This is a genomic window from Guptibacillus hwajinpoensis, from assembly GCF_020171785.1.
GTDB lineage: Bacteria > Bacillota > Bacilli > Bacillales > Guptibacillaceae > Guptibacillus > Guptibacillus sedimenti.
Map to the genome: position 1 here is coordinate 408,847 of NZ_JAIVAE010000003.1, position 14,864 is coordinate 423,710.

At 40.3% G+C, this 14,864-nt stretch carries 17 protein-coding genes and 2 riboswitches; all 17 genes read right to left on the reverse strand.

Annotated features, from left to right (window positions below; genetic code table 11):
* Window positions 1-18 precede the first annotated feature (18 nt).
* Window positions 19-1,212, reverse strand: coding sequence for a bifunctional 3,4-dihydroxy-2-butanone-4-phosphate synthase/GTP cyclohydrolase II (locus LCL91_RS06090; protein ID WP_160918938.1), 1,194 nt, complete (start codon window positions 1,210-1,212; stop codon window positions 19-21).
* 23 nt (window positions 1,213-1,235) lie between these two features.
* A complete protein-coding gene (gene ribE / locus LCL91_RS06095) occupies window positions 1,236-1,892 on the reverse strand; it encodes a riboflavin synthase (protein ID WP_224880879.1) in 657 nt (218 codons plus the stop codon).
* A complete protein-coding gene (ribD, locus tag LCL91_RS06100) occupies window positions 1,892-2,974 on the reverse strand; it encodes a bifunctional diaminohydroxyphosphoribosylaminopyrimidine deaminase/5-amino-6-(5-phosphoribosylamino)uracil reductase RibD (protein WP_425589658.1) in 1,083 nt (360 codons plus the stop codon). Before ribD ends, ribE begins: the two co-directional genes overlap by 1 nt.
* 135 nt (window positions 2,975-3,109) lie before the next feature.
* Window positions 3,110-3,255: riboswitch (FMN riboswitch) on the reverse strand.
* Between the two features lie 22 nt (window positions 3,256-3,277).
* The gene (locus tag LCL91_RS06105) at window positions 3,278-3,715 is read right to left on the reverse strand and encodes a peptidylprolyl isomerase (RefSeq protein ID WP_224880881.1); all 438 of its coding nucleotides are present in this window, start codon (window positions 3,713-3,715) and stop codon (window positions 3,278-3,280) included.
* A gap of 92 nt (window positions 3,716-3,807) precedes the next feature.
* Window positions 3,808-5,133 carry a diaminopimelate decarboxylase gene (lysA, locus tag LCL91_RS06110; protein ID WP_255639915.1) on the reverse strand — a complete coding sequence of 442 codons (1,326 nt, stop codon included), beginning with the start codon at window positions 5,131-5,133 and terminating at the stop codon, window positions 3,808-3,810.
* 99 nt (window positions 5,134-5,232) lie between these two features.
* Window positions 5,233-5,419, reverse strand: a riboswitch (Lysine riboswitch).
* Window positions 5,420-5,465: 46 nt separating this feature from the next.
* On the reverse strand, window positions 5,466-6,959 hold the full coding sequence (locus LCL91_RS06115) for a spore germination protein (RefSeq protein ID WP_224880883.1): 1,494 nt from the start codon (window positions 6,957-6,959) through the stop codon (window positions 5,466-5,468).
* Window positions 6,949-7,518, reverse strand: coding sequence for a stage V sporulation protein AE (locus tag LCL91_RS06120; RefSeq protein WP_255639916.1), 570 nt, complete (start codon window positions 7,516-7,518; stop codon window positions 6,949-6,951). The genes LCL91_RS06115 and LCL91_RS06120 overlap by 11 nt, the downstream gene beginning before the upstream one ends.
* Before the next feature lie 5 nt (window positions 7,519-7,523).
* Window positions 7,524-7,874 (reverse strand): stage V sporulation protein AE, encoded by a 351-nt coding sequence (gene spoVAE / locus LCL91_RS06125; RefSeq protein ID WP_165996402.1) that lies wholly within the window; start codon window positions 7,872-7,874, stop codon window positions 7,524-7,526.
* Window positions 7,874-8,887, reverse strand: coding sequence for a stage V sporulation protein AD (spoVAD, locus tag LCL91_RS06130; protein WP_224880885.1), 1,014 nt, complete (start codon window positions 8,885-8,887; stop codon window positions 7,874-7,876). The genes spoVAE and spoVAD overlap by 1 nt, the downstream gene beginning before the upstream one ends.
* Before the next feature lie 13 nt (window positions 8,888-8,900).
* Window positions 8,901-9,359 (reverse strand): stage V sporulation protein AC, encoded by a 459-nt coding sequence (gene spoVAC, locus LCL91_RS06135; protein WP_224880886.1) that lies wholly within the window; start codon window positions 9,357-9,359, stop codon window positions 8,901-8,903.
* Window positions 9,360-9,364: 5 nt separating this feature from the next.
* Window positions 9,365-9,790: a stage V sporulation protein AB gene (locus tag LCL91_RS06140; RefSeq protein ID WP_224880888.1), complete on the reverse strand. Its 426-nt coding sequence runs from the start codon at window positions 9,788-9,790 to the stop codon at window positions 9,365-9,367.
* Window positions 9,787-10,404, reverse strand: coding sequence for a stage V sporulation protein AA (locus tag LCL91_RS06145; protein WP_224880890.1), 618 nt, complete (start codon window positions 10,402-10,404; stop codon window positions 9,787-9,789). Before LCL91_RS06145 ends, LCL91_RS06140 begins: the two co-directional genes overlap by 4 nt.
* Window positions 10,405-10,562: 158 nt before the next feature.
* A complete protein-coding gene (gene sigF, locus LCL91_RS06150; RefSeq protein WP_098444043.1) occupies window positions 10,563-11,318 on the reverse strand; it encodes an RNA polymerase sporulation sigma factor SigF in 756 nt (251 codons plus the stop codon).
* Window positions 11,319-11,330: 12 nt separating this feature from the next.
* Window positions 11,331-11,771: an anti-sigma F factor gene (gene spoIIAB / locus LCL91_RS06155; RefSeq protein WP_098444044.1), complete on the reverse strand. Its 441-nt coding sequence runs from the start codon at window positions 11,769-11,771 to the stop codon at window positions 11,331-11,333.
* Window positions 11,771-12,121 (reverse strand): anti-sigma F factor antagonist, encoded by a 351-nt coding sequence (gene spoIIAA, locus LCL91_RS06160; RefSeq protein WP_098444045.1) that lies wholly within the window; start codon window positions 12,119-12,121, stop codon window positions 11,771-11,773. The genes spoIIAB and spoIIAA overlap by 1 nt, the downstream gene beginning before the upstream one ends.
* A gap of 100 nt (window positions 12,122-12,221) precedes the next feature.
* Window positions 12,222-13,400 (reverse strand): D-alanyl-D-alanine carboxypeptidase family protein, encoded by a 1,179-nt coding sequence (locus LCL91_RS06165; protein ID WP_224880892.1) that lies wholly within the window; start codon window positions 13,398-13,400, stop codon window positions 12,222-12,224.
* A gap of 145 nt (window positions 13,401-13,545) precedes the next feature.
* A complete protein-coding gene (locus LCL91_RS06170; RefSeq protein WP_224880894.1) occupies window positions 13,546-14,847 on the reverse strand; it encodes a pyrimidine-nucleoside phosphorylase in 1,302 nt (433 codons plus the stop codon).
* Between the last annotated feature and the right edge of the window lie 17 nt (window positions 14,848-14,864).

Genomic DNA, 14,864 nt, shown 5'->3' on the forward strand with positions numbered 1-14,864 from the left:
TATAATTTCGTTACTTTATTAGAAATGTAGCATGTGTCCTAGCTTACTGTGCTTTGTTTTCAGGTAGCGTTCGTTCTCTTTTCTTGAAGGCATTTGAAGCGCTACTCGTGACGCTACTTCAAGACCATAACCGGTTAATCCCGCTATTTTTCTAGGGTTGTTTGTTAATAAGTTCATTTTGGAAACACCTAGATCACGCAATATCTGAGCGCCAATCCCATAATCTCTTAAATCCGGCTTAAATCCAAGCTTTTCATTTGCTTCAACGGTATCGTAACCCTCTTCTTGAAGCTTATAAGCTTTCATCTTATTTAGAAGTCCTATCCCTCTTCCTTCTTGACGCATGTAGAGAAGCACGCCGTGTCCTTCTTCTTCTATTTGTGCTAAAGCTGCATGAAGCTGTGGACCACAATCACAGCGGAAAGATCCAAAGACATCACCTGTTAAGCACTCAGAATGTACGCGAACAAGCGTCGGTTGATCAGGAATAATCTCTCCCTTTATTAATGCTACATGCTCTTTCTGATCAATAATGTTTGAATATCCGACAGCTCGAAAAGACCCAAATTCAGTAGGAAGTTCGATTTCTACTTCCTTTTGAACAAGCACATCTTTACGATTTCGATACTGAATTAAATCCTTAATTGTAATCATTTTCAAATCGAATTCTTCAGAGATCTCTTTTAAATCCGGGACTCGTGCCATCTCACCGTCTTCTTTCATGATTTCACAGATAACACCAGCAGGGGCTGAACCTGATAGACGAGCTAAATCAACTGCTGCTTCTGTATGTCCCGCTCTTCTAAGTACTCCCCCATCCTTAGCAATCAAAGGGAAAATATGACCTGGTCGGTTAAAATCAGCGGGTTTTGCATCTGGATGGATGAGATATTGAATGGTTGTAGCTCTTTCTGCTGCTGAAATGCCAGTGGTTGTACTTTTATGATCAACACTAACGGTAAAGGCTGTACCGTGGGAATCAGTATTATGGTCAACCATAGGACTTAATTTCAGTTGATTCGCGCGTTGTTCAGTAATGGGCGTACAAACAAGTCCTCTACCTTTTGTGATCATAAAATTAATTGTCTCTGGCGTTACCTTATCAGCTAACGCAATAAAATCCCCTTCATTCTCTCTGTCTTCGTCATCACAAACAATAACGACCCGGCCTTGCATTAAATCGTAAATGGCTTCTTCAATTGTGTGGAACATAACTTAACCTCCTGTTGCATCACTTATTTAAACCCATGGTCTTCAAAAAACTGGCTTCCTAGTGAAGCAGTGGGCTCTGGTTTCGATCCGCTTCTTTGTTCTAGGTATCTCATAATATACTTCCCAAGCATATCGCATTCAATGTTTACTGTATCTCCGACTCTTTTCTTACCAAGCACCGTTTCTTCGACAGTATGAGGAATAAGTGAAATCGTAAGAGAGTGTTCCCCGATCCCAAAAACAGTAAGACTTGTGCCATCCACCGAAACGGATCCCTTTTCGACAAAGTAAATTAACAGATTCCGAGGAATGGAGATATCATAGTAAATCGCGTTATCAATTTGTTCAACTCGGGTAATTTCCCCGACACCGTCAACATGACCAGAAACAAAGTGACCACCAAAACGTCCTTTTGCGGACATAGCCCGTTCAAGATTCACTGAAGAATTCGGCGCTAGTTGACGCAGGCTACTAGCACGAAATGTTTCAGGCATAATATCGACAGAAAAAGAAGCATCTGTAAACGATGTAACCGTCAAGCAAACACCGTTTATCGAAATACTATCTCCTAGATGAACGTCCGATACTACTTTCGATGCAGCGATCTGCATCACGATCGACTCTCCTGCTTGCTGCACACTTTCCACTCTGCCAATCTCTTCTACAATCCCTGTAAACATTACGACGTCCTCCTTGATGAGATAATACGAATATCATGTCCAATGCGCTCAACGCTTTCAATCGATAAATCGACCGCTTCGCTCATGAATTCAAATCCTTTAGCTCCAAATGCTGATGGAGATTCTTTTCCACCGATGAGCTTAGGCGCGATATATGTAATCACCTGCTGAAAAGTACGTGCTTCCAAAAAACTACCGTGCACTTCAGATCCGCCTTCCACAAAAATGGATGTAATTTCTCGCTTCCCAAGGAGAGCTAATACATCTTCAATAGGAAGGGCTGGATTTGCTACTTCTAGCACGTGAACATGTGCGGGAAATACTCGTTCACTCTTTCCCGCAGCCTGTTTGGTTGTTATCACCCAAGTTTCCGCTTTTTGATCATTTATCACTTTTGCATCAGAAGGAATCCTCAAATTACGATCAAGGATAATTCTGATCGGAGAAAGACCTTCTCCATATCGAGTTGTAAGGGACGGATCATCTGAAAGAACCGTTCCAATTCCTACTAAAATAGCGTCATGCTGATGACGGAATGCATGTACATCTTTCCGAGCTTCTTCTCCTGTTATCCATTTGCTATCACCAGTATGTGAAGCAATTTTACCATCTAATGTTGCCGCAGCTTTCAACGTGACGTATGGCCGTTTATGAGAGATATAATGGAAGAACATCCGATTCAATTTAAGTGCTTCTTCCTCTAATAGTCCAATCGTTACCTTTATCCCTGCAGCTTGTAACTTAGACACGCCTTGACCAGCTACGAGTGGATTCGGATCCTGACTAGCCACATAAACTTCGCTAACTCCTGCATGAATAAGAGCATCCGAACAAGGAGGCGTGCGGCCATGATGACTACACGGTTCAAGCGTGACATAAGCCGTGCTACCCTCAGCTTCACTCCCGGCCATTTTCAAAGCCTGTATTTCTGCATGACCTTCTCCAGCTTTCAAATGGGCGCCCATCCCTACGATTCGTCCATTATTTACAAGTAAACAACCAACGGAAGGATTTGGACGTGTTTGACCAATTGTACTTTTAGCCATTTCTATAGCGGTGTTCATAAAATCCATATGATTCATCGAGTTAGCTCCATTTCTACTCTCCTTAGTGGTTAAGAAAGAGAATAAAAAAACTCCCATAACGGTGTTATGGGAGTCAAAATTATATGCCAAATAAGCCTTTTGAATTCATGATTCAAAAGGAGATTAGCTATAAGTTTCCTTCTCCCATCCAGACTATACTGTCGGTTCTGGTTTCACACCAGATCCACCGTTTGCATACGCAACCGGGTCACGGACTTAGCTAGCTTTAGCTAGACATCACCGCCGGTTGGGACTTTCACCCGACCCCGAAGGAAAGTATTTAGTTTTGATGCGTCGGAACTATTCTTCGTCCCAGACTTTAACTTCTTTCATCACATCGCCTTGCTTAATGCGAAGAACCGTATCCATTCCTTCTGTTACCTGACCAAAAACAGTGTGAACACCGTCAAGGTGAGGCTGAGGTTCATGAACAAGGAAAAACTGGCTTCCACCTGTATTTTTACCTGCATGAGCCATAGACAATGAACCAGCTACGTGCTTATGAGGGTTTCCTTCTGTTTCACAATCGATTGCATATCCAGGTCCACCCATTCCAGTTCCTGTTGGGTCTCCACCCTGTGCTACGAAACCTGGGATAACACGGTGAAAGTTTACACCATTGTAAAAACCTTCGTTAGCAAGCTTTTCAAAGTTAGCAACGGTATTCGGTGCTGCTTCTGGGTAAAACTCGATTTCGATTTTTTCTCCATTATCAAATGCAATTGTTCCTTTTTTCATAAATAAATCCTCCTGCACTAACAATTTTCTTCAAAGCTCTTTCATTATAGCACATACTTATGCTGTTCCCTATCATTTCTACTTTTACAAAGTTATTTTGAAATAATCGCTTGTTTTAACGGAAGGTCATGACGTATTAAATCCTCAAAAGATTCTCTCTTCACGACGAGTTGTGCTTCTCCATTTTCCACAAAAACCACCGCTGGTCGAGGTAGTCTGTTATAGTTATTTGCCATAGAATACCCGTACGCCCCCGTTGAAAATACAGCCATCGTATCTCCTGCTATGGCGCTTTGTAATTTGCAATCCCAGATTAACATGTCACCTGACTCACAACATTTTCCCGCAACTGAATAAACCTGTTCTTTCGGCTCATTCATGCGATTTGCAATCGTTGCTTCATACTTTGCTTGATAAAGGGCCGGTCGTAAATTATCTGTCATTCCTCCATCTACTGCAAGATAATGACGAAGTTCTGGCACTTTCTTGTGTGATCCTACTGTATATAACGTCAAGCCAGCTTCTCCAACGAGCGAACGTCCTGGCTCAATCCAAATTTCTGGGATTTTCATTTCATTACCTAACTGAGCTCTTACAGCATTAACCATTGCCGCGATATAGTCGCCAACTGGGAGTGGATGATCTTCTTCAGTATATCGAATTCCAAACCCTCCACCTAAATTAAGAACTTCTGGCTCATACCCATAGAGTTCAAACCACCTAGCAAGGTAACGATAAATTTTCTCAATAGCCATTACAAAACCATTCGTTTCAAAGATTTGAGAACCAATATGACAATGGAGACCAAGAAGGTGAATAGCTTTCATGCTTGTTGCTTGAACAATGGCTTGTTCTACTTGACCACTTTGTAAATCAAAACCAAATTTTGAATCTTCCTGTCCAGTTAAGATATAGTCATGGGTATGTGCTTCAATTCCAGGCGTAATACGCAAAAGCACATTTGCCACCACATTTTTCTCTTCCGCTAACTGTTCAAGTAACGTTAGTTCATAGAAGTTATCCACAACAAAGCACCCTATTTTTGCATCTAGCGCCATTCGAATTTCCGCTTCACTTTTGTTATTTCCATGAAAGTGAATTCGTTCTACCGGAAACCCTGCTTTTAAAGCTGTATAGAGTTCTCCACCTGAAACCACATCGAGACTTAATCCTTCTTCTTCAGCAAGTTGAATCATTGCCATACAAGAGAATGCTTTACTAGCATAGGCTACTTGGTAGTTGACCTTCTCCTGTTCAAAAGCATTTCGAAATGCTCGCGCTTTCTCTCTAATCATCGCTACATCATAAACATATAAGGCCGTTCCGTATTTTTGACTTAATTTTACTGTATCAACGCCTCCAACTGATAAATGGCCTTCTTCTGAAATTGCTGACGTTCCGTATAAATTCACAATCATTTCTCCCCTCTCGCTGATATGAATGCGAGCAACCCTCCACAAAATAAGAAAAACAGCCAACTTTATAGATACATTGGCTGTTTTCTCCGTATCCTCACGAGTTGGATTAGCTCACCACCGAAAATATTCCTCTTTCGGTGACAGTCTGCAACTTGTTCAGCAGCAGCCCAGCAAGAAAAGGATGGCTCTTTTCTCACTTCGGCAAATTGACCTTTCTGATATCATCCTCGCATTCCATTCTATGCTCAGATACCATACTCATTCGTTTTGCGCCTCTATCCCCATTACATTCAATGAGGTCTATTCAATTAAGAAATAAATTATCATACTTTCTAAGATTCGGCAAGTGGTTTGTCCGGTTGCTTCGTTTCATTTTGTGGTTCTGTAATGCTTGGACGTAGTTTAGTGAGTGGAACTGATACACGAATCAACACTTGAATAAAGGCTTTAGGATTAAAAGGAATAAACGGCCATAGGTAGGGGGTGTTTAAAGGTTTTAACGCAACAAGGAATAAAATGATTGCTGTAATTCCAATCATATATCCCGGCACTCGAAAGAAAAAGACAAGTAATAAAAGAAGAAGCCTTACAAGTTTATTTGCAATCGATAATTCATAACTTGGTGTTGCATATGATCCTATTGCAGCAATCGAAACATATAGGATAACTTCTGGAACGAATAATCCGACATCGATGGCAATCTGTCCGATTAACACGGCCGCGATTAATCCCATGGCCGTGGAGAGTGGCGTTGGGGTGTGAATTGCAGCCATCCTCAGCGTTTCAATCCCTACTTCAGCAAGCATAATTTGAACAAATATCGGTACATTTGTTTCATCATTCGGGCCGATAAAATCGATCGTTTTAGGTAGTAACTGCGGTTCATATACCGCTAATAACCACAGTGGTAGCAAGAGTAGCGCAGCTAACATCCCACCAAATCGAACCCATCTTAAAAACGCACCTGGTAAAGGGGCTTCTCGATATTCTTCAGCATGTTGAACATGATGAAAAAAAGTAGTTGGTGTTATAATAACGCTTGGTGAAGTGTCTACGATGATTAACACGTGCCCTTCAAGTAAATGAGAAGCCGCAACATCAGGCCTTTCCGTATATCGCACAAGCGGAAAAGGGTTACCTGCCTGGTGCACAAGAAACTCTTCTACCGTTTTATCGGCCATTGGAATACCATCAATGTTAATTTCTTTTAATTTCTTTTTTATAATTTCAACCAAATTTGGATTGGCCACATCTTGAATATAGGTAATACATACGTCTGTTTTAGACCGTTCTCCAACTTGGAAAATTTCATTGCGTAGTCGACCATCTCGTATCCGGCGTCTTGTTAAAGCCGTATTTTCAATGATGTTTTCAGTAAAACCATCACGTGAACCTCTAATAACTTTCTCTGTATCAGGCTCCTGTGGAGTTCTTCCTGGATACTTTCGAACATCAATAATATAAGCGATTTCTTCGCCTTCCATAAAAACTGCGATTAATCCAGATAAAACCTGGTCGACGACTTCATCGAACGTTTCAACCTCTGTAACCTGCTGATGTGGCAAATGATTATGTATCACTTGCTCAAATTTAACCGTTAATCGATGATGATCATCAACCTCCATCAGCTCTCGCATAATTTCTACAATGATGGATGTGTCACAAAGCCCTGTACAATAGTAAAACTGAATTTCTTTGTTAAGAATCTTAAGTTTTCGAACTCCTACATCAAAACTTTTTCCAATTCCGATTGATTTCTTTAAAAATTCTTCGTTTTCTTTAATCTTTTTAAATATTTTTTGTTTATTATCGATTTTAGTGGTCATAAAAACCGCTCCTTTCTAGCAGAATTTGAACGGCTTTCAATGTTATAGGCGAACCAACTTCCGGATCATCATAACCTGACATTTTACCTATATCACCGACACCTATAATAATGGGAAGGTTTAATTTATCTAAGATTGACACCGTGTCGCCATCTATTCTTCCCGCCTCCATATCTGCAAATCCATTTTTGTCCACTCCATAATGTGTCAATTCTCCGTCACGATCAATGGAGACATCAACCCTCGTCCATTCTGAGAAATGAGTTCTGGATGCGACTGCAATGGCCCCAAGTAGTTCAATGCTTTCATCTTCAGCAACAGATTGCATAGCTAGTTCCCCATATCCTTCACCAGGAAATCCACTATCATCGAACATAACAAAAACTGGATCATGAGGAGCTTCTTTAATAAGAGCGATAATTTCGTAACCAGCAAGCGGGGTGGGATTTCCTGCAGATTGACTAATGCATCTTCCTCCAATATCTGTAGCTACTTTTTCTATTGCTTTTTGCGCATAAAGGTCTCCGTCAGTGACGAAGATCACCCGCCGCTTTTTCATGATTTTCACCCCTTTGGTTTAAATAAAATAGCTACAATAAATCCAAAAACAATTGCAGAAGAAATACCTGCTGAGGTTAATTGAAATATCCCCATTGCAATTCCAATGAAGCCGTGTTCTTCCCCTTGCTGCATAGCGCCATGGAGAAGTGAATGACCAAAGCTAGTAATAGGTACAGTCGCACCAGCTCCAGCAAATTCAATAAGGCGATCATAAATCCCAAATCCATCAAGCACTGCTCCTGTTACAACAAAAGAAGACATGACGTGAGCTGGAGTTAGTCTGAAAATATCAAGTAATAATTGACCGATGACACAGATCCCACCGCCGACTGCAAAAGCGATAAAATATTCCACTATTTCACACCTCCAACTCGTTCAAATACGACTGCGTGAGCAATAGCAGGCATTGTTTCTTTTTGTTGAACCATTACGGGACTATGCAAACATCCTGTTGCTGTAACAAGAATTTTGTTATAATTCCCCTTTTTTAATAGGTCAATAAGGTGACCATATGTGACGACGGCTGAACAAGCACATCCACTTCCACCAGCAAATACTTCTTTTTGATCTGGTCTGTAAATCATCAGCCCACAATCATTATGATTGTTAGTAATGTCAAATCCTTTTTCGCTTAACAAATCTCTTACAATCGGAGCTCCTACAGCTGATAAGTCACCGGTAACGATAAGATCATACGCTGAAGGTTCAATATTTAAATCCGTAAAATGAGTTGCTAGGGTATCTGCTGCAGCTGGCGCCATTGCACTCCCCATATCAAATGGATCCTTTATTCCCCAATCCACCACTCGACCAATTGTTGCTGCGGAAATTCTTATATCCGATGGTTCTTGACTAATCAATGCGGCACCTGCACCCGTAACAGTCGAGGTAGCCGTTCCAGGCTTTTGACCACCATATTCTGTTGGGTATCGAAACTGCCTTTCGGCTGTTGCATTATGGCTACTTACTCCCGCAATAGCTTTATTAGCAAATCCACCTTCTACTAACGATGAAGCAATGGCTAGAGATTCCATTGAAGTAGAACATGCTCCAAAAACCCCAAGAAAAGGGATTTGATTTGTTCTAGCTGTATAAGTGGCACTAACAATTTGATTCAATAAATCACCTGCCACAAAAATGTCAACATCATTGGGGTTTAGTTCCTTTTTTGATAAACAACTTTCTACCGCATCCTCTAATAATTTTCTTTCTGCCAGTTCCCAATTATCCTGATCACAGTGAAGGTTACTATAGGTGACATCGAACGAATCTCCAAACGGTCCCTCCGCTTCTTTAGGACCAACCGCTGTCCCTACAGACTGCAAAAAAACAGTAGAGAACTCCCAAGTTTGTTTTCCAGACTTCATAACAATTCTCTCCTTATATCAGTGCTTTAAAGAGCATTCTGAGGATACCGACAATGTATGCTGCAACAACACCAAACACGATGACCGAACCAGCAAGTTTGAACATGTTCGTTGCAATCCCAAGTACAATGCCCTCACTTTTATGTTCAAGAGCTGCGCTTGTAATGGAATTTGCAAAACCTGTTACAGGTACCGCTGAACCAGCACCTGCAAATTGACCAATTTTGTCATACCAACCAAAAGCAGTTAAAAGCGCCGCGATAAGGATCAGTGTGGCAACCGTAGGATTTCCTGCATTTTTTTCTGAAAAGTTAAAGACGTTCATATAAAAATTCTGTACGCCCTGACCAAACATACAAATGAGTCCTCCTACAACGAATGCTTTCACCACATTTAATAAATAAGGCGGTTTTGGCTGATAAGTTTTAATATTTTTTGAATATTGTTTCTGGTCGTTCAACGAATTTGCCATTATTTTTAGCCTCCATTTACAAAGATTGTCCAATGAAACAATGATCCGAAAACCTTCCCTAACACAATAGCCATTAGTAAAATCAAGATCTTATCGATAAATCCAATTCGTTTCGTTAATATAGGAAGAACGTTTAAAACTTCCGTTAAGGCAGCCGCTAACATACCAATAAATACTCCCGCTCCAAGTCCAATTGGGACAACTACAAATTTAGGGAGGTTTAAAGTTGGGTTTCGTAAAGATAACCAGCTTGATACGATAGCCCCTATAATAATTCCCCATTCGTAAAAACGAATAAGATGTAAAGTCTTTGATAGCTGAGTAAGACGGGGAATAATACCAAGAACTGAAAGAAAAGCAACGAACCCAGCTCCTACAGCAATTCCTTCCGCAAAACCAATAAGCATAACGAGTAGAAACTGAGCATTCATGGTTTGTTATGACCATTCTCATCGTTTTCATGGACAATGACATATTGATCAAGATCTTGTTGGTAATTAAACATTTCCACTTCCAAAGGACTTGGCTCTTCATTAAATCGCTTTTTAAAAAGATGATTAAAGAAGAGAACCATCCCAATTCCGAGACCAAATGAATAGGGTACTTGCAGAAGCAAAGGCTTCGGATTATCAATTCCAGTCACAATTTTATAAATCTGTTGATGCACTTCTCTCATACTGACATCTTCGTGGAAGTTCATGATCGCTAGAGCAGCCCCAATAAATAATAAAAACCAGATAAACACAAAATAAACAGGTGCTAGTTTTTTCTTAGGATATTGAACTTCAACAATTGTTTGTGTAGGACCAACAACTTGAACCTCAATATAATTCATCACTTTTTGGATGGCTGTTATCACTTTCATTACATCGATCACGACCAAATTTTTATCTTCTTTTGTCACCTGATAAATCGGGATTTTTTCTACTTTGGCACAATTTTTGTCTTCTCCTATTAACTGGGCAATATCTCCAATCAAAAGTTCTTTATTTGGGGGGACCTTCTTCTTCTGCCTTAGTCGAAGATAGATCATCTCACTTTCCATGGTCCTTCACCTCCTTATGCAAGGGGCATATTGGTTATAGTATGTTTCTACCAAATCACTCTCATTCTCATGCTGCGTAAGTACCATTAATTCCCTAAAGCGAAGTGAACGTTCATTCTTACCACTTCTCTTTTAAAACAAATAAAAGAACAGATGAGTTATTTACTCATCTGTTCTTTTATTTGTTTTAAAATCTTCTTTTCTAATCTCGAAACTTGAACTTGAGAAATGCCAAGACGTTCCGCTACTTCAGATTGGGTTTGATCTTTGTAATATCTTAAATAAACGATTAACCTTTCTCTCGTATCAAGATACTGTAGTGCTTCCTTTAAAGCTAATTTATCAAACCAGGCGGTGTCCGTGTTATCAGCAATTTGATCTAAAAGGGTAATTGGATCTCCATCGTTTTCATAAACAGTTTCGTGTATGGAAGAAGGAGCTCGTACCGCTTCTTGAGCCAGAACAACCTCTTCTGGTGTAACCTCGATTCGTTCTGCAATTTCATTTACTGTTGGCGTTCTTCCAAGGGTTTTGGATAGCTCATCTTTTGCTTTCCGTACTTTATTTCCCGTTTCTTTAAGAGACCGACTCACTTTCACAGTCCCATCATCACGTATAAAACGCTGGATTTCTCCGATAATCATCGGAACTGCATATGTGGAGAATTTAACATCGTAACTTAAATCAAATTTATCAACAGATTTTAGCAGACCGATACACCCGATCTGAAAGAGATCATCCGCTTCATACCCTCTATTTAGAAATCGCTGTACAACTGACCAAACGAGACGCATATTCTTTTCAACAATAAGATCTCGCGCCGCCTGGTCTCCATCCTGGCTGTGTTTGATCAATTCCTTAACTTCATCAGGCTTTAGTTGCGACTGCTTCCCTTTTCTAACCTCCACGTCCATATGCAGGTCCCCTTAATTACATAACGCTTTATTTTTTGATAGGTACTTCATTAAGTGAATCGTTGTTCCCTGTCCACTAGCCGATTCCACTTTAACCTCATCCATAAAATTTTCCATAATTGTGAATCCCATACCTGATCTTTCTAATTCAGGCTTTGAGGTATATAGAGGCTGTCTCGCCTCCTCAAGGTCTAGAATACCAACACCATGATCACGAATCGTTAAATTAACCGTATCGTCATTTAACTCCACAGAAATATAAACCTTTTCTTCTCCGTTTTGCTCATACCCATGAATAATGGCATTCGTTACAGCCTCTGAAACAACAGTTTTGATCTCAGTTAACTCATCGACAGTAGGATCAAGCTGAGCAATAAAAGCAGCAACCGTTACACGAGCGAAAGATTCATTCTGACTAAGCGCAGAAAATTCTAATTCCATTCGATTTCTCATTATGCCACCCCCAAAGTTGCGAGAGCATGCTGTTCGTCAGCTTCTAGTCTCACAATTTTAAAGAGTCCAGACATTTCAAACAAACGCTTAACAGGGGGGGAAATCGAGCAGACAACCATTTCTCCACCAAAACTTTTCACTTTATTGTAACGACCTAGAACAACACCAAGGCCAGAACTATCCATAAAAGATAGTCCTTCGAGACTAAGTACAATATGCTCAATTTTACGTTCTTCAATAATCGTATCTACCCTGTCTCTTAGTTCTTCTGACGTATGATGATCCAACTCTCCATCAAGTCGAATCAAAAGAACGGGATGTCTCACTTCAAGATTGATCGAAAGACTCACGTAACATTCCTCCTCATGTTTGCTTGTGAGTTTTTTCTCTCTTTACAGGGTTAATTCCTTCTTCCTGACAAAACTAGTGTTCATTCGATGAAAGTGGTGATCACTTGACAGTTTGGGTAGGTGCTTTGGCGAACTGCGCCGCCGTTCGTTTCATCAGCTGCCACCAGGAAGCTTTGTTTATATTTTCCGCAGATATAACGGGGGAGGTTGCCGTCACATGCCCGTCAATTTTCACTGACAGTTCACCCACCTCATCCCCTTGCTTTACAGGCGTTTCAATATTCTTTTTGATTTTTATACTCGTTGTGATATCCCCGTTTTCCTGGCCTTTTTTTAGTAAAACAGAGACACGCTCAGAAGTGACAACAGACATAGAAGACTGATCTCCTTTATTTACTTTCACTTCTGTGACAACTTTGTTACGATCAAATAGTTTTTGGGTTTTGTACTGAGAAAAGGCATAATCAAAAAGTTTTGTAATCTCAGCATTACGTACTTTGGGAGAAGGTGCACCCATAACGACGGCAACAACTCGCATGTCATCTCGCTTTGCTGTAGCAGTCAGACAGTATTTTGCTTCACTTGTAAATCCAGTCTTTAAACCATCAACACCAGGATAAAATTTAACAAGTTTGTTTGTGTTAACAAGCCAGAATTTTTTATCTGTATCCTGCCTTAAATAGTCTTCATACAAACCAGTATATTTTGTAATCAATTCATATTTAAGGAGCTCTTTCGCCATTAATGCCATATCATTTGCTGTTGAATAATGATCTTCCGCAGGCAAACCAGTCGGATTCACAAAATGGGTATGACTAAGACCCATTGATTCCGCTTTCTCATTCATTAACTTAACAAACTCTTCTTCCGAACCAGCGATCGCTTCTGCCATTGCAACAGAAGCATCATTACCAGAAGCGATTGCGATGCCTTTCAGCATATCATTAACAGTCATTTCCTCTCCTGCTTCAAGGAAAATCTGCGAACCACCCATTGATGCAGCATATTCACTTGCTCTTACCTTCTGATCAAGACTTATTTTGCCACTTTCTATCGCTTCCATAATTAAGATCATCGTCATGATTTTTGTCATACTCGCAGGAGGAAGCTTTTTATCACTATCTTTTTCAAACAATACTTCACCTGTATCTCGCTCAATCAGAATTGCAGAAGAAGAATTCTCTGCGATTTTTAGCTTTGCTTCTTCTGCATGGGTAAAAGAAGGAACAAGTAGGGTTCCTCCCAGCAAGAAGGCGAGCGCTGTTGCAACAACTTTCATTGGTGATCCCTCCATTCTTAGTATTACAAGGATTTCCAACATGTTGGAAAAATATACGAATTCTTGATCCTCCAAAAGGATATCCTTAATAAACACAAAAAAGAAGCCTCAAATTGAGACTCCTTCAAATGATAACGAAGATAATTTAGTTAATCACTTTATAGATAAGTTGCGGTTTTTCAGTAGCTTGTTTAGAAACCGTGTACGCTTCATTAATCTTATTGATTGAGTTTTGAACGTCTTCTTCATCGCTGTGAAGAACAACAAGCGCTTCACCTTTCTCTACTTTGTCGCCAACTTTTTTCTTAAGCGTAATTCCTACACCATGGTTAATTTGATCGTCCTTGGTTGCTCTCCCTGCTCCAAGGTACATAGCTGCCACGCCAACTGATTCAGCATCAATTTCCGTAACATATCCGTCTTGCTGTGCCGTTACTTCAATATCATGTTTAGCTTGTGGCAATCTAGAAAGGTCATCAATGACACTAACATCTCCACCTTGAGCTTGAACAAGCGTTCTAAATGATTCAAACGCCTTCCCATTTTGTAAATTTTCTTCAAGGGTTTTATATGCTGTATCAAAATCATCAAATGCTCCAGCAATAACTGTCATATGAGAAGCGAGTTCGAGAGATAAAAGACGGAGATCCTCAATATTCTCTCCTTGAAGAACCTGACATGCTTCACGTACTTCATTCGCATTCCCTACTTCAAAACCAAGCGGTTGACTCATGTCGCTAATCACCGCTACTGTGTTTCTACCGAGGTTGTTTCCGATATTAACCATTTCTCTAGCAAGCGCTTCAGAATCTTCTAGCTTTTTCATAAATGCACCAGAGCCAGTTTTCACATCAAGAACAATTCCATCTGCTCCAGAAGCTAGCTTTTTACTCATGATTGAGCCTGCGATTAGAGGAATCGAATCAACAGTCGCTGTCACATCGCGCAATGCATACAATTTTTTGTCAGCAGGAGCAAGATTGCCCGTTTGTCCTGCTACAGATAGTTTGTGTGTATTGACATTATTAACAAACTCTTCCTTTGTCATTTCAATATGGAAGCCTTTAATGGACTCAAGCTTGTCTAGTGTACCGCCAGTGTGCCCTAAACCTCTCCCAGACATTTTAGCTACCGGGACACCAACAGACGCTACCAGTGGACCAACAATGAATGTTGTCTTGTCTCCTACGCCACCCGTAGAATGCTTGTCCACTTTATGTCCTTTAATAGCAGACAAATCAATTGTTTCACCTGAATCCACCATAGCTTGAGTAAGCATCGCTGTTTCATTTGACTTCATTCCATTGAAATAAATTGCCATCATTAATGCCGATGCCTGGTAATCAGGAATGTCGCCTTTGGTATATCCATCAATAAAGAAATTGATTTCTTCTTTCGTCAATTCTTTTCCATTTCGTTTTTTCTGTATTACGTCTACCATTCTCATTGAATCGCTCTCCCTTC